Source organism: Halomonas sp. SpR1 (assembly GCF_031010175.1).
GTDB lineage: Bacteria > Pseudomonadota > Gammaproteobacteria > Pseudomonadales > Halomonadaceae > Vreelandella.
Genome location: NZ_JAUAMB010000005.1, coordinates 12083 through 35731 on the forward strand (window position 1 = coordinate 12083; position 23649 = coordinate 35731).

Genomic DNA, 23649 nt, shown 5'->3' on the forward strand with positions numbered 1-23649 from the left:
ATAGTCTAACGCACTGATGAGAGAGCCACCTTGTATACCTTACCCCCCCAATCTAAAACTAATGGAAAAGGAATAAAGCGCATATTTCGCGCTTTTGTGAATGCTATTGACGGGCTCCACGCTTGTTGGAAAAGTGAAGCAGCGTTTAGGCAGGAGGTTGTCGTTAGCCTTTTTCTCTATCCTCTTATCTTTATCTTAGACACAACATCAGTTGAAAAGGCAATTCTATTTGCATCGCTGACATTAGTTTTTGTGGTTGAACTAATTAATTCTGCAGTTGAGACAACGGTGGATCGAATAAGTTTTGATCACCATCCTCTTAGCGGTCGCGCAAAAGACATCGGCTCTGCTGCCGTTTTATTAAGCATAATTTTAATGACAGGTGTTTGGTTTTGCGTGTTATTCGATTAAGAACACTAATAAATGATCAACATAACGCCAGCCATATGACTAAAAAAAGCTAATACAAGCTATTTAGTCGCACGTTATATCCAAATCACTTATTCATATTATGATTCACTAAAAAATGGTAGCAGACATCATGAATAGGAACATACTGTTTGGTTACAAATCTATCTACCGAGCTATAAGCTATCGTCCACGCATAAGTTCTGACTTGCTTACACTGCTGGTCACAATATCATTCACTCTGATATATAACAATTCCTTATGGAAAGAAGTTTTACATAGATACGATATAAGTGAAGCCAGTTCAATCGGAATAGTGATTCTTATGTTTTTAATTATCACCAGCCTTCACTTTGTTGTATTTTTATTATTTTCTTTTTATTGGTCTTCCAAGATTGTACTGACAATATTACTCCTTGTGGCTTCTTCCGTTAGTTACTTTACTAGCTCTTACGGGGTCTATTTTGATACGACCATGCTGGACAATGTGTTGCAGACAGATACCAGTGAAGCTCGGGAACTTTTAACGCTCGGTCTGCTTTTCCACTTATCGCTTTATTTTATTCTGCCTTCGATAGTGTTGTGGCGAGTCGACCTCAAGAAAACGACCTGGCCCAAAGCCATGTTACGTCGCCTTGCCTATTGGCTAGGCGGAGTGGCTGTACTCCTGCTTTCGACCATCCTATCTTATCAAGATGTGTCGTCACTAATGCGCAATAACAAGGAGCTTCGCTACCTAATAACACCAGGTAACTACCTGGTTTCCATGGTGAAAGTAATCACTAGCGAAGCGCCATCTGCTGATACTCCACGCTTGTCTGTTGGAGCGGATGCATTTATGGAACCAAACGAAGAAGCAAAACCCAAGCTTCTCGTCATTGTGGTGGGCGAAGCTGTGCGGGCCGCAAACTGGGGGCTTAATGATTATCAACGCCAAACAACACCTGAATTGACCAATCTGTCGTCTGTTATTAATTTTAAACAGGTAACGTCTTGCGGTACGAGTACAGCAGTTTCCTTACCTTGCATGTTTTCTCTGCCTGGTCGTCGCGAATACGATAAAGCTTATGCTCGACAGCATGAATCTTTGCTTGACGTGCTGAAGCGTGCTGGCCTGAATGTCATATGGATAGAAAACCAATCAGGTTGTAAAGGCGTCTGTGATCGTGTGGCAAATTGGAAGATAACGGCTGATGAGTATCCACAGCTTTGTCAAGAAGGACGCTGTTTAGATGAAGCACTTGTTTACGAACTTAGTCAGCAGATAAGTCAACCAAACCCACGTGACACGGTTATTATTCTGCACCAACTAGGTAATCATGGCCCAAGTTATTTTCAACGCTATCCCAGCAATTTCGAAAGGTTCATGCCCACATGTAAAACTGCCGACTTATCGCAGTGCTCTCAAGAAGAAATTACTAATAGCTACGATAACGCTATTCTTTATACAGATCATATTTTGAGCCAGACCATTGAAATGCTAGCCAATCAATCAAACTATGATGCCTCAATGATCTATCTATCTGACCACGGAGAATCGCTTGGTGAGAAAGGGCTTTATCTACATGGTATTCCTTATGCCATTGCACCGGATGAACAAACGCATATCCCCATGTTGTGGTGGCTTTCACCCACTTTTTCTCAACGCGAAAGTATAGATATTGAGTGCCTAAACGAAATTGCTGAAAACCCCGCTTCGCATGACAACTTATTCCACAGCGTACTGGGATTACTAAATGTATCAACAATGATTTACCAGGACGAATTGGATATCAGTAAGCCGTGTTCTGGCTAGGTCTGCAGTGTTTGGTTGTAGAGACGCCCCCTATGGGCACTTTGCAGCGCCGCCGAGCAATTAGCCACAGTATCGACGTGCGGTCATATAAGTGTGACGATATAATGAACATTCACCCATGCATGTTTGTATCTACGAACAGCGGCGCTGCTTACCCACAAAGGATGTTGGTATGTCTACTCCCCCTCCCTGGCCTATCGGCTTTCGCCCCCTCTTAGTGCGTGCGGTTCTCTACGTACTGTTTGTTGGTGCGATCACCCAAGGCGCCTATTTAGAAGCACTTTATCTGCCCTCAGTACGCTTTTCAGAGTGGGGCTATACCGAGTTTACCCAAACGCTGGTACTGGCCACTTGCTGCACCATGCTGATTTATATTCGCCAGGTACTTAAAGTCTGGCCCAACGTCACGCTGCTACTGTTAGCGTTTTTGGCCGCCTCACTAGTGCGTGAGCAGGATCACTTTTTAGATACCTATGTCGCTGACAACACCTGGAAGGTGCTGGTTGCGCTGATTATTCTCCCCACGCTTTTCTGGGTGGTTAAGCAGCGCCAACGCTTTTTGGAGGAGTTCACCCATTACAGCAATACCTTTGCCTTTGGTATGTTTACGGCTGGCGTTTTAACCACCTACATTTTCTCACGTTTATATGGACGGCAAGAATTCTGGCAAGCCATCCTTGAAGACAGCTACTCGGGTACCTTTAAGAGCGTCGCTGAAGAAGTTGTAGAGCTGCTCGGTTACAGCCTGATCTTGATCGCCACGCTGGAGCTACTGCTCCTGGCCCGGCGTGTTTATCGGGCTCGGCAAACATCGTCTTAACCCCCCTTACTTCTGCCCGCTGTAAGTCCCTCAAGTAATCACTAATAAACGCCGCCTTTGCTTGGCAAGGTGGCGTTTCATTTTTCGAATCTCGTTATGCAAAAAGCCGTTTGCGACCCGCTGCGCTTCAACGTAGTGTCGCTCGCTATGCTTCACAACCATATTTTTTACTAGAAACCCTTACATTGACGACATAAACCTTATGAATAAAACCAAGCATGATGAAAAAAACCTGCAGCGAGGCTTTTTCACCCGTTTTCTAGATAGTGTTGAGTGGCTGGGTAACCTACTTCCTCACCCCGTTACTCTGTTTGCAATACTGTGCGTATTAGTCGTTGTTGCAAGCGGGGTCGCGGCAGCTTTTGGGGTTTCCGTGGCTGACCCTCGGCCCGCCAATGAAGGCGAATGGATCGCCGTTAACTCTTTGCTTAATGCCGAAGGTTTACGCCGACTAGTCACTGAAATGGTGACCAATTTCACTAGCTTCGCCCCGCTTGGCACCGTGTTGGTGGCTATGCTAGGCGTAGGCGTTGCCGAGCATTCGGGACTGCTCTCCGCGACCATGCGCGCCTTAGTGCTCAACCGGTCACCCCGAATTGTTACTTACGCGGTAGTCTTTGCAGGCATTATGTCTAATATGGCCGCAGAGCTTGGCTATGTAGTACTGATTCCGCTTGCCGCTATGATATTCCACTCATTGGGCAGGCATCCCCTTGCGGGTCTAGCTGCTGCGTTCTGCGGTGTTTCTGGGGGGTATAGCGCTAACCTGCTAATCGGCACAGTTGACCCATTACTTTCAGGCATTACCCAGGAAGCGGCGCGACTTCTCGATCCTGCCTATATAGTGGGTGCAGAAGCTAATTGGTTCTTTATGTTCGTCAGTACCTTCTTTGTGACACTGATTGGTGGCTTAGTCACCGAGCGCATCGTAGAACCCAAGCTGGGTAAATTCGACTCTGATCAAGCCGATAGTGACATTAACCATCAAAGCATGGGCGGTCTCTCATCAACAGAAAAACGTGCCCTAAAAGGTACCGGCTTAGCCACACTGGTATTAGTTGCTCTGGTCGCCGGGATGGTAGTGCCGGAGAGTGGCATACTGCGCAACCCTGAAACGGGGCTAATAAGCGGCTCGCCTTTTTTACGCGGAATTGTTGTGATTGTAGCGGTGTCATTCACTCTATTGGGCTTTGTCTATGGCCGCTTGGCAGGCACCATGCACAATGACCGCGATGTGGTAGATGCCATGGCTAAAAGCATGAGCAGCCTGGGCTTATACATTGTTCTGGTGTTCTTCGCTGCTCAGTTCGTGGCACTGTTTAACTGGAGTAACTTTGGTACCGTGACCGCGATTGCTGGTGCGGATCTACTAGAATCTCTCGGACTACGCGGCCCAGGCCTGTTTGCTCTGTTCATTATTATGTGTGCGTTCGTCAACTTGTCGTTGGGCAGCGCCTCGGCACAGTGGGCGGTGACGGCTCCCATTTTTGTACCCATGTTAATGTTAATGGGCTACGCACCCGAGGTCATTCAAGCAGCCTATCGTATCGGTGATTCAGTCACTAATCTGATCACCCCGATGATGAGCTACTTTGGCCTGATTCTAGCCGTAGCAACTCGCTACCGGAAAGATATGGGCATTGGTACGCTGGTTGCTATTATGCTTCCCTATACGCTGTTTATGCTGATTGGATGGAGCCTGCTGTTCTTCGTTTGGGTTTTTGTGTTTGGCTTACCTGTTGGCCCTGGCTCCGCCACCTACTACACGCTGTAAGACCTTACATCCTTTAACGCAAAAAGCCCGCCGTTCAAAGAACGGCGGGCTTTTTGATCTTAGCGGTGGCTATTCACCACTCACTACTTACTGCATTCACTCGTCAAGGAACGAACGCAGTGGCTCCGAGCGGCTGGGGTGGCGCAGCTTGCGCAGCGCTTTGGCTTCAATCTGACGGATTCGCTCACGCGTTACGTCAAACTGCTTACCTACCTCTTCCAGCGTATGGTCGGTATTCATATCGATACCGAAACGCATGCGCAGCACTTTCGCTTCACGGGCGGTCAAGCCGCCTAGTACGTTGCGCGTGGCTTCGATAAGACCTTCACCGGTGGCCATATCAATGGGCAGTAGCATAGTGCCATCTTCGATAAAGTCGCCCAGGTGTGAATCGTCGTCGTCACCAATCGGCGTCTCCATGGAGATCGGCTCTTTGGCGATTTTGAGCACCTTGCGTACTTTATCTTCCGGCATTTCCAAACGCTCGCCGAGCTCTTCCGGCGTCGGCTCACGGCCCATTTCCTGCAGCATCTGGCGCGATACGCGATTGAGCTTGTTGATCGTCTCAATCATGTGCACCGGAATACGAATGGTGCGCGCCTGGTCGGCAATCGAGCGGGTGATTGCCTGACGAATCCACCAGGTAGCATAGGTCGAGAACTTATAGCCGCGGCGGTATTCGAACTTATCAACCGCTTTCATCAAGCCGATGTTGCCTTCCTGGATGAGATCCAGGAACTGCAAACCACGGTTGGTATACTTTTTGGCGATCGAGATCACCAAGCGCAGGTTAGCCTCAACCATCTCTTTCTTGGCGCGGCGAGCTTTCGCCTCACCAATCGAGAGCTTGCGGTTCACCTCTTTGAGATCGGCAACCGAGAGCTGCACCATATCTTCTTCAAAGGCGATCTTGCGCTGGGCTCGGGCAATATCGGCGCGCAGCGGCTCAAGGCGATCGGCGTACTTGCTCTGCGCCGCCTGGAATTCATCCAGCCATGTTTTGCTCGACTCGTTGCCAGGAAACGACTTGATGAACGTCTTGCGCGGCACCTTGGCTTTTTTGACGCACAGCTGCATGACCGCTTTCTCTTGGGCACGCACCTGTTCAACGCTGATACGCACCTGACCAACTAAGCGCTCAAAGTGCTTGGGTACCAGCTTGATGGGCGAGAAAAGTACCGCCAGACGGGCTTGCTCAGCCTTTAGCTCGGCACTGCCGCGGCCATACTTGGCAAACGCCGCTTCCACCAAGGCGTTCTGCTCTCGAATCTGCTCGAAACGCGCACGCGCTTCCTCAGGATCCGGGCCACCTTCACTGGCCGTAGAGTCCTCGTCCTCATCGTCGCCGTCGCTCTCAACGTCGTCGTCAATATCGGTTTCAGGCTCCGGCTCAGGCACCTCTGCTTCGGCGACGCCGGGGATGCCCTCATCGGGATCGATAAAGCCCGAAAACAGATCCGAAAGACGCCCTGGCGCTTCTTCATCCTGGGTGGCGTCATAGGCGTCCAGAATGGACGCGACGGCCCCCGGCAAATAGGCCAGAGACGACATCACTTCACGGGTACCCTCTTCGATCCGCTTGGCGATTTCGATTTCGCCTTCACGGGTCAGAAGTTCAACCGTGCCCATTTCACGCATGTACATGCGTACGGGGTCAGTGGTGCGACCTACATCGCTTTCCACGGCGGCAAGAGCCGCTACGGCCTCTTCCGCAGCGGACTCGTCCGTGGAGTGATCCGACATCATCAAAGTGTCTTCATCTGGCGCTTCTTCAGCGACACTTATACCCATGTCGTTGATCATGCCAATGATGTCTTCCACTTGATCCGGGTCGGCGATATCCTCGGGTAGATGGTCGTTGACCTCGGCATAGGTCAGGTAACCCTGTTCCTTGCCTCGAGCGATCAACTCCTTCAGACGCGACTGCTGCTGCGCATTTCCAGCCATAGAAACCCTATCTCGACGAAGAAGAATGAAACACCTGGAGCGCTGAATCGATTAAACTCAACAAGCCGTACAGTATAGCGTAAATAGCAGGAAATTTTCCAGCTCGACGTATTTGCGCGGTAATTCAGGTGTGTTAGTTTGTTCGGTTAGGCCAACGCTCGGTGGCTGACCCTATATCTGGTGCTGAAACGTTAGGAATTCAACCCCATCGCCCAAGACACCGCCTCATTGGCGCTGGGCAAGCTCCATTACCAAGCTTGCCAAACGCCGCCGCTGCTCCTTATCCAACTTCTGCCCGGCGCGCTCCTGCGCCAGCAACGCCGCGTACTCCTCTTGGGGAGAACGCTGACGCTGAACATACTGCAAATGTTCCACCAAGCCCTGCAGCTCTGCTTCCCGGTCTGCCTTGGGAATCAACAGCTCGCGTTTGGCGAAGGCCGCCAAGGCCTGCCCCTGCTGGCTGCCTTGAAAATGCGCCAACACCACTTGCGGGCTGCGATAGCGCCCTGCCTTGAGCAGTTCAATCAGCTCTCGGCATAGCGACGCATTCTCATCTTCCGGCAACCACTCCAGGCTCTCAGGCAGCGTGGCCACCAGATTGGGCTCGTGCAATAACAGCTGCACAATACGCCCAACCGGGGAGAGCGCCTGGGAACGTGAGCGCGCTGAGCGGTTTGGCGCTGCCAAAATAGCGCTGGGCATGGCGGATGAGGCCGAATCGGGCTCCACCTGCTCTGCCTGCTCCTGCGAAGCGTCACCTTTGGCGACGGATCGCTGCGATGCCTGGGCACGCTTTTCAAGCAGCACTTTCAACTGCTCTTGCGCCAACCCGCTACGCTTTGCCAATGACTCCAGCAGTAACGATTTGAGCATGCCTTCGGGCACTTTGTTCAATGCTTCGAGCACCTGACTGGCAAACCGCTCGCGCCCTTCCACAGTGTTCAAGTCGCGCCCCTGGGCCGCTTGCTCGAATAGAAACTCCGACAGCGGCATAGCACAGGTCACACGATCCTGAAATGCCTGGGTGCCTTCACGACGCACCAGGGTGTCAGGGTCATCACCTTCGGGCAGAAACAGAAAGCGCGCTTCACGGCCATCAATCATTTGTGGCAGCGCGGTTTCCAACGCCCGGCTGGCCGCCTGCCTTCCCGCCCGGTCACCGTCAAAACAGAACACCACGCGGCTCACCAGTCGAAAAAGGCGGGTCAAGTGGTCTTCCGTGGTGGCGGTACCCAGCGTCGCCACAGCGTTGTGAATTCCGTACTGCGCCAGTGCCACCACATCCATATAGCCTTCGACCATGACCAGCTGCTCAAGCTTGTTCGAGACTTGGCGCGCCTCATACAAGCCGTAAAGCTCGCGGCCTTTATGGAATACAGGTGTCTCCGGCGAGTTAAGGTATTTGGGCTGATCATCCCCCATCACCCTGCCGCCGAAAGCAATCGTACGCCCACGCAGGTCACGAATCGGGAACATGACCCGATCACGAAAGCGGTCGTAGGTACGCCCGGTATCTTCGCGATGAATCAGCAGGCCGTACTCGACCTGAACAGGCTCACCAATACCGCGCTCACTGAGGTGCTGTTTCAGTGCCTCCCAACCCGCTGGCGCGTATCCAATGCCATAGGTCTTGATCACCTCGTCCGAGAGCCCACGCCCCGACAGGTAGCGCTGGGCGGGCTGGCCCTCCTGCATCTTTAACCGCTCGCGATAAAAACTGGCGGCGAGCTCGAGCAGGTTTACGCCCTCTTTGCGCTTCTTTTCGCGCTGCTGGGCACGCGGGTCATCAGCGCCTTCCCTCGGCACTTCAATACCCAGGCGTCCAGCCAACTGCTCTACCGCTTCTGGAAACGGTAACTTGTCGTACTCCATCAAGAAGCGTAGTGCATTACCATTAGCTCCGCAGCCAAAGCAGTGATAAAACTGCTTATCAGCACTGACGGTAAACGATGGGGTTTTCTCTTGATGGAAGGGACACAGCCCTGAGTAGTTGCGGCCAGCCTTTTTAAGCTGCACGCGCTCACCAACCACCTCGACCACGTCAACGCGGCCTAACAGGTCATCAATGAAACGCTGTGGAATTTGGCCTGCCATGAACTACGGGCATCCTCGCGCAAAGCGCTAACTTTCTAGACTGTTTTTAAAACCTGTTTTCAGCAATCGTTCTTAAAAGCCTTTCTTAAAAGCCGTTCTTAAAAAAGGTTCTTAAAAACGGTTCTTAAAAACACTGCTTAAGCTCATCAGACCTATTACCCGATCAGATCACCATAAACAGCGACGGTTTTGCGAAACGACAGCCTTGAAAACGACAGTCAAAAACAAACGGCCACCTAGTGGCGGCCGCTTGGCATCCCTCTTGAGACGACCAGCTAACTGCTCCGGCCCCCTCGGGTACGGATCAATAGAGCCGTTCGAAACGCTTTTGCTCACGCTGAACTTTCTTAGCGTGGCGTTTTACGGCAGCGGCCGCTTTGCGCTTGCGCTCAGCAGTCGGCTTCTCATAGTGCTCGCGGCGGCGTACTTCAGAAAGAACACCGGCTTTTTCGCAAGAACGCTTGAAGCGACGCAGGGCGACGTCAAACGGCTCGTTATCACGTACTTTTACAGAAGGCATTAAGCACTCACCTACCTTAAGGAGTCTTGAGTTCGGATAGTACGTACACTGCGATATCGCGGTTAATATCGCGACTAACAAAGCGGTGTACGACCCAGTTTTACAGCGCACAGTAGTTTAGTCGTCGTTGACCATCATTGCAAATGCTTACGCTGACCTGCTGCGACAATGTTAGACTACTGCCCTTGTGTTTTTCACCTTTACATCTTTTGAATAGCCTTTGAGAGTCCCTCTTTATGCGTGTGCTGGGCATTGAAACATCCTGCGACGAAACGGGTGTCGCGCTTTACGACACCGCGTTAAGCGGCGGCAAGGGGCTGCTTGCCGACGCGCTGTATAGCCAAATCGCCATGCATGCAGAATTTGGCGGTGTGGTGCCCGAACTCGCTTCTCGCGATCATACCCGCAAGCTGCTGCCGCTGATTGAGCAGGTACTTAGTGACGCCAAGCTGACGCGCCGCGACCTGGATGGCATCACTTACACCGCAGGCCCGGGTTTGGTCGGCGCATTAATGGTGGGAGCCAGTACGGCTCACGGCATGGCGCGCGCTTTAAATATCCCCGTGCTCGGCGTACACCATATGGAAGGCCATTTGCTAGCACCGATGCTTGAGGACGAATCACCCGAGTTTCCCTTCGTGGCGCTGCTGGTCTCCGGCGGCCATACCCAACTGGTCGAAGTTCAGGGGCTGGGCCGCTATCAGCTGCTCGGCGAATCGGTGGACGATGCCGCAGGTGAAGCCTTTGACAAAGCTGCCAAAATGCTTGGGCTAGCCTACCCTGGTGGACCACAGGTCGCCAAGCTGGCGGAACAGGGTGACCCCAAACGTTTTCGCTTCCCGCGCCCCATGACCGACAGACCGGGGCTCGACTTCAGTTTCTCGGGCTTAAAAACCCACACCATGACAGCCATTCGCCAGTTGGAAACAGCCGGTGAACTCGACGCCCAGGCCCGCGCCGACGTCGCCCGCGCCTTTGAAGAGGCCGTGGTCGATACGCTGGTGATCAAGTGCCGTCGAGCGCTGGATCAAACCGGCTTGAAGCGCTTGGTGGTCGCAGGCGGGGTGAGCGCCAATCATCGTCTGCGCGAACGGTTGCAGGCTGAGTGTGAAAAACGTCAGGCCCGCGCCTACTATCCACGCGGGCGGTTCTGTACCGACAATGGCGCCATGATTGCTTATGTGGGTGCTCAACGCTTGGCGGCGGGCGAGTGCGACGCCCCCGGCATGATGCAGGCGACGCCCCGCTGGCCATTGGCTCAACTGGCGCCACCGACGATCTTTGGCCGCTAAGCAGCACACTCAAACGAGTCCCCTAGGAGCCGCGAAAAGGCGGCTCTTCACCGCTTCGAAGCCGGCGAATATTGAGCCCGTGGCGGGCCACCACCAACAGGCTGAAGCCCCCCACCACCATCACATACTCCGGCGCAAACCAGCCACAGGCCAACGGCGCTACTAGCGCGCTCACCAGCGAGGCCAGCGCCGCTGTTTTTAGTCGCCACGCCAGTAGCGCCCATACCGCTGCACTCAGTAGCGCCACCTGGGGCACCAGTACCAGCAGCACGCCAAAGGCACTGGCCACCGCTTTACCGCCGCGAAAGCCATACCACAGTGGAAAGCTGTGGCCTAGCAGTACAGCCAGCCCCACCACCCCCTGCAGCCAGACCGGATAGCTCATCAGCTTTGCACCCAGCACGGCGGGCATGGCTTTTAAGGCGTCTAACAACAGTGTCGCTGCCGCTAAGCGGGGGCCATATAGGCGCAGTACATTGGAAAAACCGGGATTACATGAGCCGTGTTGGCGAGGATCATCCACGCCAGCCAGGCGGCATACGCTCAGCGCTGCCAGCCAACTGCCGCTAAAATACCCCACCACTATCCAACCCATGGCTGTATGCTCGCTTTATAGACCGTCTCGATAGCCTGGCTTACTGTCGTTTAACCCCATCCTAACGTACAATCGCCCGCTTGTTACCGTAGGGGGAAGCTGGATGGATCGCATTTTGATTGAGGCGTTAAGCGTCGACACCGTCATTGGTGTCTACGATTGGGAGCGCTCGATTCAACAGTCGCTAAGCTTAGACTTGGTATTGGCGACCGATATTCGCTCGGCGGCAGCCACTGACGATTTACGTCTCACTCTGGATTACGCCGCTATCTGTCAGCGCATTCAGCGGTTTGCCGATGCCCACCAATTCGCGCTGGTAGAGACCTTCGCCGAACGCCTCGCAGAGTGTCTGCGTACGGAGTTTCCCATCACTTGGCTGCGCTTGACGGTACGTAAACCGGGGGCGGTTCCCAACGCGGCCAGCGTCGGCCTGGAAATTACTCGCGGCGCCCTGCCGGAGGCAGCCCAGGAGGTCAGCGCATGAACCTGGTGACGGTTAGCCTAGGCAGCAATATTCACCCCACTCGGCATATTCGCTGCTGTCTTGATGCGCTTGCCGATACCTTCGGGCCCCTGCAGATATCCCGGGTATTTGAAAGCGAGCCGGTCGGTTTCGCCGACAACCGTAATTTCTATAACCTGGTGGTGGCGTTTCACAGCGCTTGGACACCCGGCGAACTGCAGGCGTGGGGCAAACAGCTCGAAATTGAGCATGGCCGCTTGCCCAATATTGCCAAATTCAGCCCCCGCGCGCTGGATATCGACTTGCTCACTGTAGGCAACCTCTGCGGCACCGTTGACGATATTGCCCTGCCGCGCGTCGAAATTACCCATAATGCGTTTGTTTTGCAGCCGCTTGCAGAGCTGCTGCCCGAACAGCGCCATCCTCGCTGCGGCACCTCTTATGCCGCGCTATGGAGCGCCTTCGAGCTAGGCAGCCAGCGCCTCTGGGCGGTGGATTTCAGCTGGCGTGGCCGTTGGATCTCCCAAGCTGATGAACAGCCCCTTCTGGCGGCGGCACGCCGATAAGCTGCTAGGCCTGCTAGGTTAGCGCAGCTTCCACGGCCAGCCCCCGGCGCTCACGCAAGGCCTCCCCCAGCGCTGCCCCTTTATACCCTTCGGCTATCAGCGCCTGGGGGCTAACCTCTCGGGCAGCCTGCCAGGCGCTTTCAAGCTGACCAACCTGACCAGGCGCCAGCACCTTGACTAACGCCAGTTGCGCCTCGACCTGCTCGGGCTTACGCCAGCCATCCAGACGCTCCAGCCAGTGCAGCACCTTTGAGCCCTCCAACCCAGCGGCTAATAGCGCATGGGTAAGCGCGGTATGGCGAGCAAGCTGAGCCACGGCATTGGGTAGCTTGAGTCGCTCCGCCAGGACATCACGCTGCTCAGCGCTTAGCGGCGATACCAGCTGCGCATAGCGCCAATGGGCCAACGCCGGAGCACTGCTGGAAGGCGTTTGAGCTAATGCCTCCAGGCCCTCTTCTAGCGCCTCGCCCAGCAATTCTGGCCACCATACGGAGAGGGCGTCGCAGCGTTCAAGGGTGGTGAAATAGATCGCGGGGCTTGGCTCGCCTAGCGCTTTTTCGGTTTCGACCCACACCCGCTCGGCGGCCAGGTGCTCAAGTTCGCCACTCTGGCTCACTTGGCGCATCAGCGCCAGGGTTTCAGGGGCAATGGTGAAGCCCAGCGAGGCATAGCGGGCCAGAAAGCGTGCGGTACGCAGCACCCGCAGAGGGTCTTCGCTAAAGGCTGCTGAAATATGCCGAAGCACGCGCCGCTCAATATCGCCTTGACCATTAAACGGGTCGGTTAATTCGCCCTCCGGGCTCTGGGCAATAGCATTAATCGTCAGATCGCGACGCAGTAGATCCTCTTCCAGGCTAACATCGGGGCTGGCGTGTACTTCAAACCCGCCATAGCCGTGGCCAGACTTGCGCTCGGTGCGAGCCAGGGCGTACTCCTCGGCCGTGTCCGGGTGCAGAAATACCGGAAAGTCACGTCCTACAGGTTTAAAGCCGCGCTTGCGCATGGCATCTGGCGTAGCGCCCACCACGACCCAATCATTGTCGTAAACCGGCCAGCCCAGCAGCGCGTCGCGTACGGCACCGCCGACCCGATACACGTTCAGGCCCGCCAAGCGTGGATCACTGCTTGACTCACTCACTGTCGTTTTCCCCGCTGATGGCTAGATACACTGGTTCGCTCACCGCTGTCCAGATTGAGCGCGGTTAGCCGTCCACCCCAGACGCAGCCCGTATCCAGCGCTTCAACGGGCACCCGCGCCTGAGGGGTACGCCCCTCCAGCGCCGCCCAGTGACCGAAGAGCAGCCGGGTGTCATCGCCACGCGGGTATTGAAACCAGGGCAGAAAGCCCGCTGGGGCGCTATCCAGCCCTTCTTTGGCGGTAAAGTCCAGACGCCCCTGGGCGTCAATAAAGCGCATCCGGGTGAGTACATTGACAATCAGGCGCAGGCGATCCATGCCGTCCAGGTCGTCGCGCCAGGCATCCGGCTGGTTGCCAAACAGCTGGGTTAAAAACTCACCAGATGTTTCGCTGGCGAGCGCCGCCTGCACTTCACGCCCTAGAGACTCGGTTTGGGCCACGCTCCACTGGGGTAACAGCCCGGCATGGGTCATTAGCGTTCCGTTTTCACTTACGCTAAGCGGCTGGCACTGTAGCCAGTCCAGCAACGCTTCGCGATCAGGGGCGTCAAGGATATCGCTCAGGGTATCGTTTTTTCTCAGCTTGCCACCGCCACGCGCCACGACCAGCAAATGAAAGTCGTGGTTACCCAATACGCTGCGGGCGGCGCTACCCAGTGCGCGCACTTCGCGCAGGCACGCTAACGACCCTGGGCCTCGATTAATCAAATCGCCCACTAGCCATAGCGTATCCCGCTCGGGGTTGAAGTTGAGTTTCTCAAGTAGCGCTACAAATTCGGCGTGGCAGCCGTGCAGATCGCCGATCGCATAGGTGCTCATGCGTAAGGCCTTTTTAATAAAGTGAGTAGGCGAAATACTACCACCTCAGCGGCAACCTCCGCCTGCCATTGGCCGTTTATGATGATGATTAATACTGGTTAAAAGGGCTAACCTGGATCACTATAAAAAGTAAGCTTTGATGTTTTTAAGCCATTCGATAGCTTAGTCATTCGATAACTTCGCCTTTCGATAGCTGAGCCACTTGGTAATAACTGTTAAGGAAAACGATACGCCTATGACCATGGATCATTCTCGACGCGGGCTGCTGCGAGCGGCAACGCTAGCTGGCCTTGGCGCACTCACACTGCCTGGCACAGTGCTACTGCCTAGCGCGCGGGCCGCCACTCCCAAGCCCGCCCCGCCGCCCTCTGCGGTGACGGTCAATGGCTGGCTACTGCGCAGCAGTGACCGCTGATGTATATCGACTTTGAGGATATCAGCGAACACAGCAACACCTGGGATGCCTGCATTATTGGCGCAGGTGCAGCGGGTATTGCTATGGCGGTGACTTTGGCGGAGCGCGGGCACCGCATACTGCTCTGCGAAGGTGGCGATGCAGACTACAGCGAACGCTCCCAAGAGTGCTACCGAGGCGACGTTGTCGGCGATCCCTACATTCCCCTGTATGGCGCTCGGCTGCGCCATTTGGGCGGGTCGACCAACCACTGGGGCGGCATTTGCCGCCCCTTGGATCGCTACGACTTCAATGCCAAAGCAGCCGCCAGCGAAACGGCCTGGCCCATAGGCCGCAATGCACTAGCGCCTTACTACAGCGCGGCCATTGATATACTAGGACAAGAGCCTACGCCAGCCGATCATTTGATCCCTGAGGCGGGATTTAAGCGCATCTATTTTTCGCTGGGTCGCCCCACACGAATGAAGGAGAAGCATGCCGCTACGCTGAGCGATTCGACCACCCTTGAGTGCTGTCTAACGGCCAACTTGGTGGCGCTGGAAACCCACGACGGCACGGTTACCAGCGCTACTTTTAGAAATTATCGGGGCGACTATCGCAAGGTTCAGGCGCGCTACTTTGTGCTCGCCTGCGGCGGCATCGAAAACTCGCGCCTGCTGCTGTGGTGCAATCAGCAGTTGAATGGCCAGCTTATACCCCAAGCCGACACCCTGGGGCGCTACTGGATGGAGCACCCCCACGCCACGGTGGGCAAGGCACTGCTATTTGAGCCCGCAGCGCTGGGTTTGGACGACGAATACAATGTGTTCCTCTCCCCCACCGCTGTCGCCATCAACGCACGGCAAATTCTGAATTGCGGGCTGCGCTTGCACCGCATGAGCCCAGAGGCTACTCAGGAGCTGGTTGACGAGCTCGCCGATCAGGCGCCAACGCTGGCCGGCCGACTGCGTGTTTGGCAGGCCCAAGGCCGGGTAATCCACGGCGCAGTGCTAAGAGCCGCCTGGGAGCAGGAACCGCGCTATGACAACCGTATCGAGCTAGGCGAAGAGTTGGATAAACTGGGTATACCGCGCAGCCGCTTGGTGTGGCGGCAATCTGAGCTGGATCGCCGCACTATTCGCGAAAGCATGCTGTTGCTGGGGGAGTATCTGCGCGACAACGAGGTGGGCAGACTGCAAATGGAGCCCTGGCTCGCCGATACACCGGTGCAGCTGCCTACCGATGGCGAGCTTGCAGGGCGACACCATATGGGCGGCACGCGTATGAGCCTTAATGCCGAGGAAGGTATCGTTAACGCCGACTGCCGCCTGTTTGCCCAGGATAACTTCTACGTGGCGGGTTCCAGCGTTTTTGCTAGCGCGGGGCACGCCAACCCCACGTTAACCCTTGTGCAGTTGGCGCTGCGGCTTTGCGACCATCTGGAGGATAGACTAACGCAGAGTGCCTAATGCAGTTGCATTGGCACGGCCAACCTGAATGGTGTAATCGCCGCTTCAAAAACGCGCTGAGTGGAAGTATCCAGCAGCGTATAGGCACCCTCCATTACCCCCACGGGCGTCTGTAGGATGGCGCGGCTGGTGTAGCGAAAGCTTTGGCCAGGGCCGATCAGGGGCTGCTGGCCGACGACGCCTTTGCCGCGCACTTCTTGGTACTCGCCTCCGCCCTGGGTAATTTTCCAGTAGCGTGCCATCAGTTGAACGCTGTGGGGGCTTTGATTGTGCACGGTTACGGTGTAGCTAAACACGTAGCGCGACTCGCCGTCGTTAGACTCATCGGCACGGTAGCTAGGGACAACGCTTATATTGATCGCCAAGTCACTCACGTTTGGCTGCCCCGCTCACCGCTTGCCTGCTCGTTGGCGGCGACACGGTTGGCAATGGTCACGTACTCCGCCACGGTCAAGGTTTGCGGACGGCGAATGGGGTCAATGCCCAGGTCTTCCAGGGTATCGGCACTTACCCGCCCTTTGAAGTTATTGCGTAGCGTTTTACGCCGCTGTCCAAAGGCGAGCTTTACCAGTTCAAACAACAGCGCTGGGTCATCCGCCGTATGGGGCAGCGTTTCATGGGGAGTTAAGCGCACGATGGCCGAGTCGACCTTGGGGCGTGGCACAAAGGCTTCCGGCGGTACGATAAACAGCTGTTCGACCTGGCAGTAGTACTGGGCCATTACCGATAGGCGCCCCCAATCGGTGCCGCCGGGCTCTGCCGCTAAGCGCTCAACGACCTCTTTTTGCAGCATAAAGTGCATATCTTCTATGGCACTGCCTGCCGCTAGCAAATGCACAATCAGCGGTGTGGAGATGTTATAGGGCAGGTTGCCCACCACGCGTAGCGCAGGCCCATCACCTCTCAGCGCGGCAAAATCAAACTTCAGCGCATCGCCTTCATGAATTACAAAGTCAGGGTAGTTGAAAAACTGTACTCGCAGGCCTGGAATCAGGTCGCGGTCGAGTTCAATCACTTCTAAATGCCCCGCGGCTTCCAGCAGCGGCTCGGTCAACGCTCCCTGGCCTGGGCCGATTTCGACGAGACGATCCGTCGAGCGCGGGCCAACGGCGCGAACGATCCGCGAGATAATGCCGAGGTCACGTAGAAAGTTCTGACCAAAGCGTTTACGAGCGCGGTGTTGGGGCACAGTAGACATCAAACGGTGTTCCTTGGAGTGCGGATTCAATCGGGAGATCTTACAGACAACCGCTGGGCGGCTAGACGACGGGCAAGAGTGATAGCAACTTTTAGGCTGCCGGGGTCTGCCACGCCTTTACCGGCTAGATCCAGCGCGGTGCCATGGTCGACTGAGGTGCGAACCAATGGCAAGCCCAGGGTAATGTTAGCTGCCTGACCAAAGCCCGCGTATTTTAACACCGCCAGGCCCTGGTCATGATACATCGCCAGTACCGCATCGACACCTGCCAGGTGTCTGGGGGTAAACAGCGTATCTGCGGGCAACGGGCCAAGGATATCCATACCCTCCGCGCGTAGCGCATCAAGGGCGGGAATAATCACATCCAGCTCCTCGCGCCCCAAATGGCCATCTTCACCGGCGTGAGGGTTTAAACCGCACACTGCGATGCGTGGTTTGGCAACCCCAAACTGGCGCTGCAAATCGGCCGCCAGCAGTCGGCTGATACGGGTTACCCGTTCAAAGGTGATGGCATCGGCAACATTGCGTAGCGCCAAGTGGGTGGTCACCAGCGCCACACGCAGATCGCCACTGCCTTGCCAGCTTGATGACGCCGCATGCAGTGCCGCATCGGTGGCGAGCATCATGACTACCTCATCAACGCCGCAGGCATCGCGCAGCCACTCGGTGTGGCCGGTAAAGCCTGGATGACCACCTTCGATGATCACACCTTTGTGCAGCGGTGCCGTCACCATGGCGGCAGCCTGGCCTTTCTGGCAGGCATCCACAGCCAGCGCCAGAGTAGCCAGCACATAATCGGCATTGGCCGGATTGAGCACGCCTGGCGTAGCAGGCTCATTTAGTGCGACAGGCCAAACTAACAACCCCTTGGCGCCACTTGGGCTCTCGCCGGGTGAACACACATTAATGGTGATATTGAGCCCCAGCGCGGCTGCGCGCTGGCGCAGCATAGCCGGGTCGCCAATCGCCACCGTATTCGCTGGAAGCTTGCCTTGAGCCGCCAGCATGAGTGTCAGCTCTGGGCCGATACCTGCTGGTTCGCCAGTGGTCACGACCACCGGCAACGCGCTATCAGGTGATAAAGTGCTTGCTACCATTAGAGACGAATATCAACAAAGGCCTGGGAGCGAACCTCTTGCTGCCAGGTTTCTAGCTCTTCGTTAGCGCGGCGCTGGAAGATCGCCTGGCGCACCTGTTCACGCCGACTCTCTTGGGTAACATTCTGGCGACGGCGCTCCTCTACCTCAATTATGTGGTAGCCAAACTGAGAGCGAACAGGTTGGGATACCTGGTTAACGTCCAGTTCACGCATCGCTTCTTCAAAGGCGGGTACGGTTTGTCCTGGGCGAACCCAGCCCAGTTCACCGCCATTGAGGGCCGTGCCGCTGTCGTCACTCATCTCACGTGCCACCGAGGCAAAATCCTCCCCCTGTGCCAAACGCTGACGCACCTCTTCCGCTCGTGCACGGGCTTGGTTTTCATCGCGATTAGGGGTCAGTGCAATCAGCACGTGGCGGGCACGGGTTTCTTCAATAAAGTTCTGCTCGCTGGACTGGCCGGGCTGCTGGTTTAGAAAGCGCTCAACGTCGCGGTCACTGACTGATACGCGGTTACTGATTTGGCGCTGCTGCACCTGGCGCATCAACATTTCACGACGAATATCTTCACGCACGCTGGCCAGCGTCATACCGTCGGCTTCCACGGCATCGGCAAACTCATCCAGCGTCATGCCGTTGGATTCAGCAATCGAGCGAACCTGTCTGTTTAGCTCGGTGTCATCGATGCTCAAATTGGCATCTTTGGCCATTTGCAGCTGAATCTCTTCCATCACCATGCGCTCAAGCACCTGGCGCTCCAGCTGAGAACGCGGCGGAAGGTTACCGCCCTGGGCTTGCGCCTGCTGCTCGATTTGCGCCATACGGTCATTAAGCTCACTGCGCATAATCACATTATCGTTAACCACCGCCACCACACTGTCCAACGCCTGGCGCTGGGTGGATTGGAAGTTTTGCGCCTGAAGTGCAAGCGGGGCCAGCGCAAGGCCTGCACCTACACACAGAGCGAGCAGGCTTCCAGCAGAGAGCTGTTTCATACGGCCTAGCAGGGGCTTTCTCATTTTCATAACAAACGTCTCTTTCATTAGCCATTCGATGGAAGTCATTTACAGAGCAGTCGGACGATAGCCAGGAATGGTCTGTTCAAAATAGCTATCCGCATCCTGACCAACGCCGCCTAAGCCACGGAATACGAAGCGCAAAAATAGCCCACGATCATTAAAGTCGTCATTGATGCGGGCGGTGTCATTGTCATCTACCCATTCGCGCCACACCAACTGCAGACCGTAACAGCAGTTGTTCCACTGCACACCTGCCAACTGCTCCAGTGAGCGTTCATTGGTTTGATCGTGCAGGTAGCGGCCTATCAAATCAACGTTGGTGCTGGCCTTCCAGGCAAATGAGAGATCCCACTCTTCACGGCTGTAGTTGCGAAAGCCATCATCGCCCGGCAATACGCTGGGGTCGAACCCTTCGATCTCCCAACGATAGCCAAGGTTCACTACATGTCCTTCGGGATGCCGATAACCGACATCAACGCTGGAGCGTTCGGTGCGTTCCCGGTGATCATCGTAGAGCCATTCTGCTCCGCTGCTCCAGCGATCATTGATCTGCCAGTCCAGGCGGGACACCAGCGGCGAACGATCCCGGGTGGCCTGGTAGCGGCTTTCAGGGTTGACGTTAGGGTTGTCTTCCGGTCGAGCCGGCAGCGTATCGGCATCACCTTCGCTATCGATGCGGCGGTCGTCAAAGTAAACGCTCTGGCCTACCCCGAATGAGAGCCGATCACGACCAGACGCATCTTCCAATAAGCGCGACTGGACGCCGTAAGAGAGCCGGTTGAGGTCGCCCACTCGGTCGGTACCGGAAAAGCGCTGGGCTGACCAGAGCTGATCCCAGGAGAAAGCGCGCTCGCGGCTGTCGAAGTCTGGCAGCTCGCTTTGATCGGTGCGCGGCACGTAGGCGTAGTTCAAACGCGGCTCTAGCGTTTGGCGGTAATCGCGCCCACCGAGTGCCAGCTCACGCTCAAAGACCAGACCGCTGTCGATGGAGGTCAGCGCAACGCTGCGACTGGGTGAGTCGCTACGCTCTGTGTCGCGCTCGCCGTAATCCAGCTCATAGGCGGTGTTCCATAGCTCGGTGCGCGGTTCCAGGTAACCCCAGGGCCGCTCAAAGCGCCAGCCAACCGCAGGCATCAGGTGCAAACGGCTACCGGTGGCCGCTTCGCGCTCCGGCACGCGGCGCTCATCCACGTCGCGCCAAAAATAGGTCGCGTTCGATCGCCACTGGGTATAAAGCCCGTTGTCGAACTGCCAGTTGGCATTCGCGCTCAGGCTCGGCAGTTGGTAAAAGGGTTTATCGCTATCGCTAAGCGGGTCTTCCAGGCGCTGGAAGCCCTGGGCACGGGCATCCAACTGCCAGCGCTGGCCGCGGTAATCGACCTGGGCCAATCGCTCCATACTGGTGCGATCACTCTCGCCAAACTCGCCACCAAAATCATCAAAGTAGCGCCCGTCGCTGGCCGCCCCGTAGCGTAGCCGATAATTACTGCGCTCGTTTACCCTCCCTGCATGACGGGCATCCACATACCAGCGATCATCACCCTCAAAGCGATTTTCTCCGCCGCCAGAGCCACCGTCATCACTGTTTAAATAGCCACCTTCAACGATGCCCGCTCCCTCCTCAAACAGGTAGCGGTACTCGCCATTCATCAACAGCCCGCGGTCGCTCATCCAGCGCGGCGTGATCGTCGCATCGTGGTTAGCGGCGATATTCCAGTAAAACGGCTGGGCGTAGTCGAAACCATCCGTGGAAAAGCCGATCGACGGAGACAGCAGGCCCGTATGACGACGATCGTCAATGGGAAAGCGCAGCCATGGCCAGTAAAAAATCGGTACATCTTTTACCTCAAGGCGCGCATGACGGGCAGTACCAAAGCCTGAGGCTTGATCCAAACGAATATCGCTGCTGACTAGCTGCCAGCTATTGGCGCCCGGATCGCAGGTGGTAAAGCTTGCATCTTGCAGGCGGTACTCGTTTTCCCCCGTCTGCTCCAGCTCGCTGGCTTGGCCGCGCAAACGCTGCTCGTACAGCACATAGTGGCTGTTGCCCAGGGTGGCCCTGTCTTCGTTTAGCCGGAGCATCGCCTGCTCGCCACGCACTAAAGCGCGCCCGTCACGTATGGCGATATTGCCTTCAGCATCGACCTGCTGGCGGTCGGCGGGTAAGAACACTCGCTCCGCCTGGACTTCCTCATTGCCGCGTCGCAGTACTACATCCCCGCGTAGCAACGCCTCGCCGTTGGCGGCGTAATCAACGTTACTGGCCTCCAGCGAGAGGGTTTCCGGGTTATCCGTCGCTGGCAAACGGTAGCTGGGCATGACGTAGCGTCCACGGCACAATTGATTAGCCGCTTCTTCTTTCCCCCAGGGTTGCCAATCCAGCGCTTCAGCGGACATGGTTTGACCCTGAGCCACCGCCGTAAACGAGGCGCCAGCAAGCAAACTGCCCATTAGCGTATGCGCAACCGGCAAGGTGCGCGAAAATCGCTTGCCCATGTTCGTTATCCTTGGCATCCAGAATCGGTATTATACAGCCCGCATGATGCCCGACCAGCAAGGAGCTTGCATGTCCTCATATCGGATTAACGCCCTCACCATGTGGGCAGCCCAACAAAATGGCCTATCCCAGGCCGATATTTCGCTTTCATCCGCCGTGGGCGATGCGAGTTTCCGGCGCTATTTTCGCCTCACGCTACCCGACGGCACCACTCAGGTGGTCATGGATGCGCCCCCTGAGCAAGAGGACTCCCAGCCGTTTGTTAACATCGCCAGGCGCTGGCGCAGCGCCGGGCTGCCGGTACCCATGGTGCACGCAACCAACTTGGCGGATGGCTTTCTGCTGCTTGAAGACTTGGGCAATACGCCGCTGCAGCATCTATTTAGCGACGACGCTACCACACAGTCTTATCATACGCAGGCTCTCACGCTGATCGCCGCGCTGCAAAACCGCGCAGGCCCTGACGCACTGCCCGCTTATGATACGGCGCTGCTGGGCCGCGAGCTCGATCTGTTCCCCGAGTGGTGTCTCAGCGCTTGGTTAACGCTGCCGCCGCCAGAAAGTTGGCACGCAGTTCGCGAGCAGCTAATCCAGCACGCCTTAGCGCAGCCGGTGGTCACTGTGCATCGTGACTTTGATGCCATGAACCTCATGGTGCATAAACAGCAGCTGTTTATGATCGACTTTCAGGACGCTGTGGCGGGCCCGCTTAGCTATGATTTAATCTCGCTGTTGCGGGGACGCTACTGTCGCTTTAGCAACGAGCAGTTTGCCGACTTTGTCGATGCTTTTTATCACCAGGCCCGGAGCGATGGCCGTCTCCCCGGCAGCGTGGATTTTGCCACTTTTTTGACCCAATGCCACGCCATGGCCGCCCAGCGTTCGCTAAAAGTGTTAGGTATTTTCTGCCGCTTGACCCTGCGCGATCAAAGAAGTGGCTATCTCGAGCGCTTACCGCATTTTCTGGATCATCTGGAAGATAGCCTTTCGCAGCTGACCGAGCAGGCTGAGTTCGCCGAGTGGGTCAACCGCAGCTTACGGCCAGCCATCATGCAACGACTAGCGGAAGTGTTATGAAAGCGATGATTTTAGCCGCGGGCCTGGGCAAGCGCATGCGCCCGCTCACCGACCACTGCCCCAAGCCGCTGCTGCCCGTGGCGGGTAAGCCACTGATCGTGCACCACCTGGCGCGTCTTAGCGAGGCGGGTATTCATGAGGTGGTCATCAACGTCAGCTATCGTGCAGAGCAGATTATCGCGGCACTCGGTGATGGTGATGCCTATGGCCTGCGCATTCACTGGAGCCGGGAAGCAGTGCCACTGGAAACCGGCGGCGGCATTCAACAAGCACTGCCGCTGCTTGGCGAGGCACCGTTTCTGCTGGTTAACGGTGACGTTTGGTGCACAGCGATTCCCGGCCAACACGCGTTGCAAGGCGACGATCTGGCGCATCTGGTGCTGGTGGAAAACCCGCCACACCACGCGAATGGGGATTTTGGCCTAGTGGAAGGGCGCGTGAATCAAACCAGCACTGAGCGCTTGACCTACTCTGGTATCAGTGTGATTCACCCCGCCCTGTTAGCCGACCAGCCACAGGGCGCCTTTGCCTTGGCGCCACTGCTCAGAGCCGCCATTGATAACCAACGGGTAAGCGGTGAGCGGTACGTAGGGCCCTGGGTCGACGTGGGCACCCCTGAACGACTGGCCGCACTGGAAAACCAGCTAATGGGCGAAAGAGGTTAGCCA

22 protein-coding genes are annotated in these 23649 nt (G+C 56.0%); 11 read left to right on the plus strand and 11 right to left on the minus strand.

Annotated elements, in window-relative coordinates:
• The first annotated feature begins 30 nt into the window (after positions 1 to 30).
• The 4 genes from QT231_RS05305 (at position 31) to QT231_RS05320 (ending at position 4797) form a co-directional block, all read left to right on the plus strand.
• Complete coding sequence (locus QT231_RS05305; protein WP_308335876.1) at positions 31 to 411, plus strand: diacylglycerol kinase; 381 nt, start codon at positions 31 to 33, stop codon at positions 409 to 411.
• Between the two features lie 130 nt (positions 412 to 541).
• A complete protein-coding gene (locus QT231_RS05310; protein ID WP_308335877.1) occupies positions 542 to 2203 on the plus strand; it encodes a phosphoethanolamine--lipid A transferase in 1662 nt (553 codons plus the stop codon).
• Between the two features lie 172 nt (positions 2204 to 2375).
• Complete coding sequence (locus tag QT231_RS05315; protein WP_308335878.1) at positions 2376 to 3023, plus strand: hypothetical protein; 648 nt, start codon at positions 2376 to 2378, stop codon at positions 3021 to 3023.
• A 202-nt stretch (positions 3024 to 3225) separates the two neighbouring features.
• Positions 3226 to 4797, plus strand: coding sequence for an AbgT family transporter (locus tag QT231_RS05320; protein WP_308335879.1), 1572 nt, complete (start codon positions 3226 to 3228; stop codon positions 4795 to 4797).
• A gap of 96 nt (positions 4798 to 4893) precedes the next feature.
• Here the strand turns inward: QT231_RS05320 and rpoD are convergent, their stop codons facing one another.
• The 3 genes from rpoD to rpsU form a co-directional block, all read right to left on the minus strand.
• Positions 4894 to 6744, minus strand: coding sequence for an RNA polymerase sigma factor RpoD (gene rpoD / locus QT231_RS05325; protein ID WP_308335880.1), 1851 nt, complete (start codon positions 6742 to 6744; stop codon positions 4894 to 4896).
• A gap of 225 nt (positions 6745 to 6969) precedes the next feature.
• Positions 6970 to 8838 (minus strand): DNA primase, encoded by a 1869-nt coding sequence (gene dnaG, locus QT231_RS05330; protein ID WP_308335881.1) that lies wholly within the window; start codon positions 8836 to 8838, stop codon positions 6970 to 6972.
• Positions 8839 to 9142: 304 nt separating this feature from the next.
• Positions 9143 to 9358 carry a 30S ribosomal protein S21 gene (gene rpsU, locus QT231_RS05335; RefSeq protein WP_008956349.1) on the minus strand — a complete coding sequence of 72 codons (216 nt, stop codon included), beginning with the start codon at positions 9356 to 9358 and terminating at the stop codon, positions 9143 to 9145.
• A gap of 236 nt (positions 9359 to 9594) precedes the next feature.
• Between rpsU and tsaD the strand changes: the two genes are divergently transcribed.
• Positions 9595 to 10650 (plus strand): tRNA (adenosine(37)-N6)-threonylcarbamoyltransferase complex transferase subunit TsaD, encoded by a 1056-nt coding sequence (gene tsaD, locus QT231_RS05340; RefSeq protein WP_308335882.1) that lies wholly within the window; start codon positions 9595 to 9597, stop codon positions 10648 to 10650.
• A 22-nt stretch (positions 10651 to 10672) separates the two neighbouring features.
• On the opposite strand, the gene plsY is transcribed toward tsaD, so the two are convergent.
• On the minus strand, positions 10673 to 11245 hold the full coding sequence (gene plsY / locus QT231_RS05345; protein WP_308335883.1) for a glycerol-3-phosphate 1-O-acyltransferase PlsY: 573 nt from the start codon (positions 11243 to 11245) through the stop codon (positions 10673 to 10675).
• A 103-nt stretch (positions 11246 to 11348) separates the two neighbouring features.
• Between plsY and folB the strand changes: the two genes are divergently transcribed.
• Positions 11349 to 11729 carry a dihydroneopterin aldolase gene (gene folB, locus QT231_RS05350; protein ID WP_308335884.1) on the plus strand — a complete coding sequence of 127 codons (381 nt, stop codon included), beginning with the start codon at positions 11349 to 11351 and terminating at the stop codon, positions 11727 to 11729.
• On the plus strand, positions 11726 to 12274 hold the full coding sequence (folK, locus tag QT231_RS05355; protein ID WP_308335885.1) for a 2-amino-4-hydroxy-6-hydroxymethyldihydropteridine diphosphokinase: 549 nt from the start codon (positions 11726 to 11728) through the stop codon (positions 12272 to 12274). The genes folB and folK overlap by 4 nt, the downstream gene beginning before the upstream one ends.
• Positions 12275 to 12287: 13 nt before the next feature.
• Here folK and QT231_RS05360 read toward each other — a convergent pair whose 3' ends face one another.
• Positions 12288 to 13412 carry a polynucleotide adenylyltransferase gene (locus tag QT231_RS05360; RefSeq protein ID WP_308335886.1) on the minus strand — a complete coding sequence of 375 codons (1125 nt, stop codon included), beginning with the start codon at positions 13410 to 13412 and terminating at the stop codon, positions 12288 to 12290.
• Positions 13409 to 14230 (minus strand): symmetrical bis(5'-nucleosyl)-tetraphosphatase, encoded by an 822-nt coding sequence (locus QT231_RS05365; RefSeq protein ID WP_308335887.1) that lies wholly within the window; start codon positions 14228 to 14230, stop codon positions 13409 to 13411. Before QT231_RS05365 ends, QT231_RS05360 begins: the two co-directional genes overlap by 4 nt.
• Positions 14231 to 14465: 235 nt before the next feature.
• On the opposite strand from QT231_RS05365, the gene QT231_RS05370 reads away from it, so the two are divergent.
• Both QT231_RS05370 and QT231_RS05375 read left to right on the plus strand, forming a co-directional pair.
• Complete coding sequence (locus QT231_RS05370; protein ID WP_308335888.1) at positions 14466 to 14645, plus strand: hypothetical protein; 180 nt, start codon at positions 14466 to 14468, stop codon at positions 14643 to 14645.
• Positions 14645 to 16093, plus strand: a complete 1449-nt coding sequence (locus QT231_RS05375) for a GMC oxidoreductase (RefSeq protein WP_308335889.1) — start codon at positions 14645 to 14647, stop codon at positions 16091 to 16093. Before QT231_RS05370 ends, QT231_RS05375 begins: the two co-directional genes overlap by 1 nt.
• On the opposite strand, the gene apaG is transcribed toward QT231_RS05375, so the two are convergent.
• From apaG to QT231_RS05400, 5 genes are read right to left on the minus strand one after another with little or no spacing between them, the layout of a single operon-like run.
• Positions 16090 to 16467, minus strand: coding sequence for a Co2+/Mg2+ efflux protein ApaG (apaG, locus tag QT231_RS05380; protein ID WP_308335890.1), 378 nt, complete (start codon positions 16465 to 16467; stop codon positions 16090 to 16092). The genes QT231_RS05375 and apaG overlap by 4 nt on opposite strands.
• A complete protein-coding gene (gene rsmA, locus QT231_RS05385) occupies positions 16464 to 17291 on the minus strand; it encodes a 16S rRNA (adenine(1518)-N(6)/adenine(1519)-N(6))-dimethyltransferase RsmA (RefSeq protein WP_308335891.1) in 828 nt (275 codons plus the stop codon). Before rsmA ends, apaG begins: the two co-directional genes overlap by 4 nt.
• A gap of 26 nt (positions 17292 to 17317) precedes the next feature.
• On the minus strand, positions 17318 to 18388 hold the full coding sequence (gene pdxA, locus QT231_RS05390) for a 4-hydroxythreonine-4-phosphate dehydrogenase PdxA (RefSeq protein ID WP_308335892.1): 1071 nt from the start codon (positions 18386 to 18388) through the stop codon (positions 17318 to 17320).
• Positions 18388 to 19413, minus strand: a complete 1026-nt coding sequence (locus QT231_RS05395; protein ID WP_308335893.1) for a peptidylprolyl isomerase — start codon at positions 19411 to 19413, stop codon at positions 18388 to 18390. Before QT231_RS05395 ends, pdxA begins: the two co-directional genes overlap by 1 nt.
• A 39-nt stretch (positions 19414 to 19452) precedes the next feature.
• On the minus strand, positions 19453 to 21903 hold the full coding sequence (locus tag QT231_RS05400; protein ID WP_308335894.1) for an LPS-assembly protein LptD: 2451 nt from the start codon (positions 21901 to 21903) through the stop codon (positions 19453 to 19455).
• 70 nt (positions 21904 to 21973) lie between these two features.
• On the opposite strand from QT231_RS05400, the gene QT231_RS05405 reads away from it, so the two are divergent.
• Both QT231_RS05405 and murU read left to right on the plus strand, forming a co-directional pair.
• Positions 21974 to 22981 carry a phosphotransferase gene (locus QT231_RS05405; RefSeq protein ID WP_308335895.1) on the plus strand — a complete coding sequence of 336 codons (1008 nt, stop codon included), beginning with the start codon at positions 21974 to 21976 and terminating at the stop codon, positions 22979 to 22981.
• Positions 22978 to 23646, plus strand: coding sequence for an N-acetylmuramate alpha-1-phosphate uridylyltransferase MurU (gene murU / locus QT231_RS05410; RefSeq protein WP_308335896.1), 669 nt, complete (start codon positions 22978 to 22980; stop codon positions 23644 to 23646). Before QT231_RS05405 ends, murU begins: the two co-directional genes overlap by 4 nt.
• Positions 23647 to 23649: the final 3 nt, after the last annotated feature.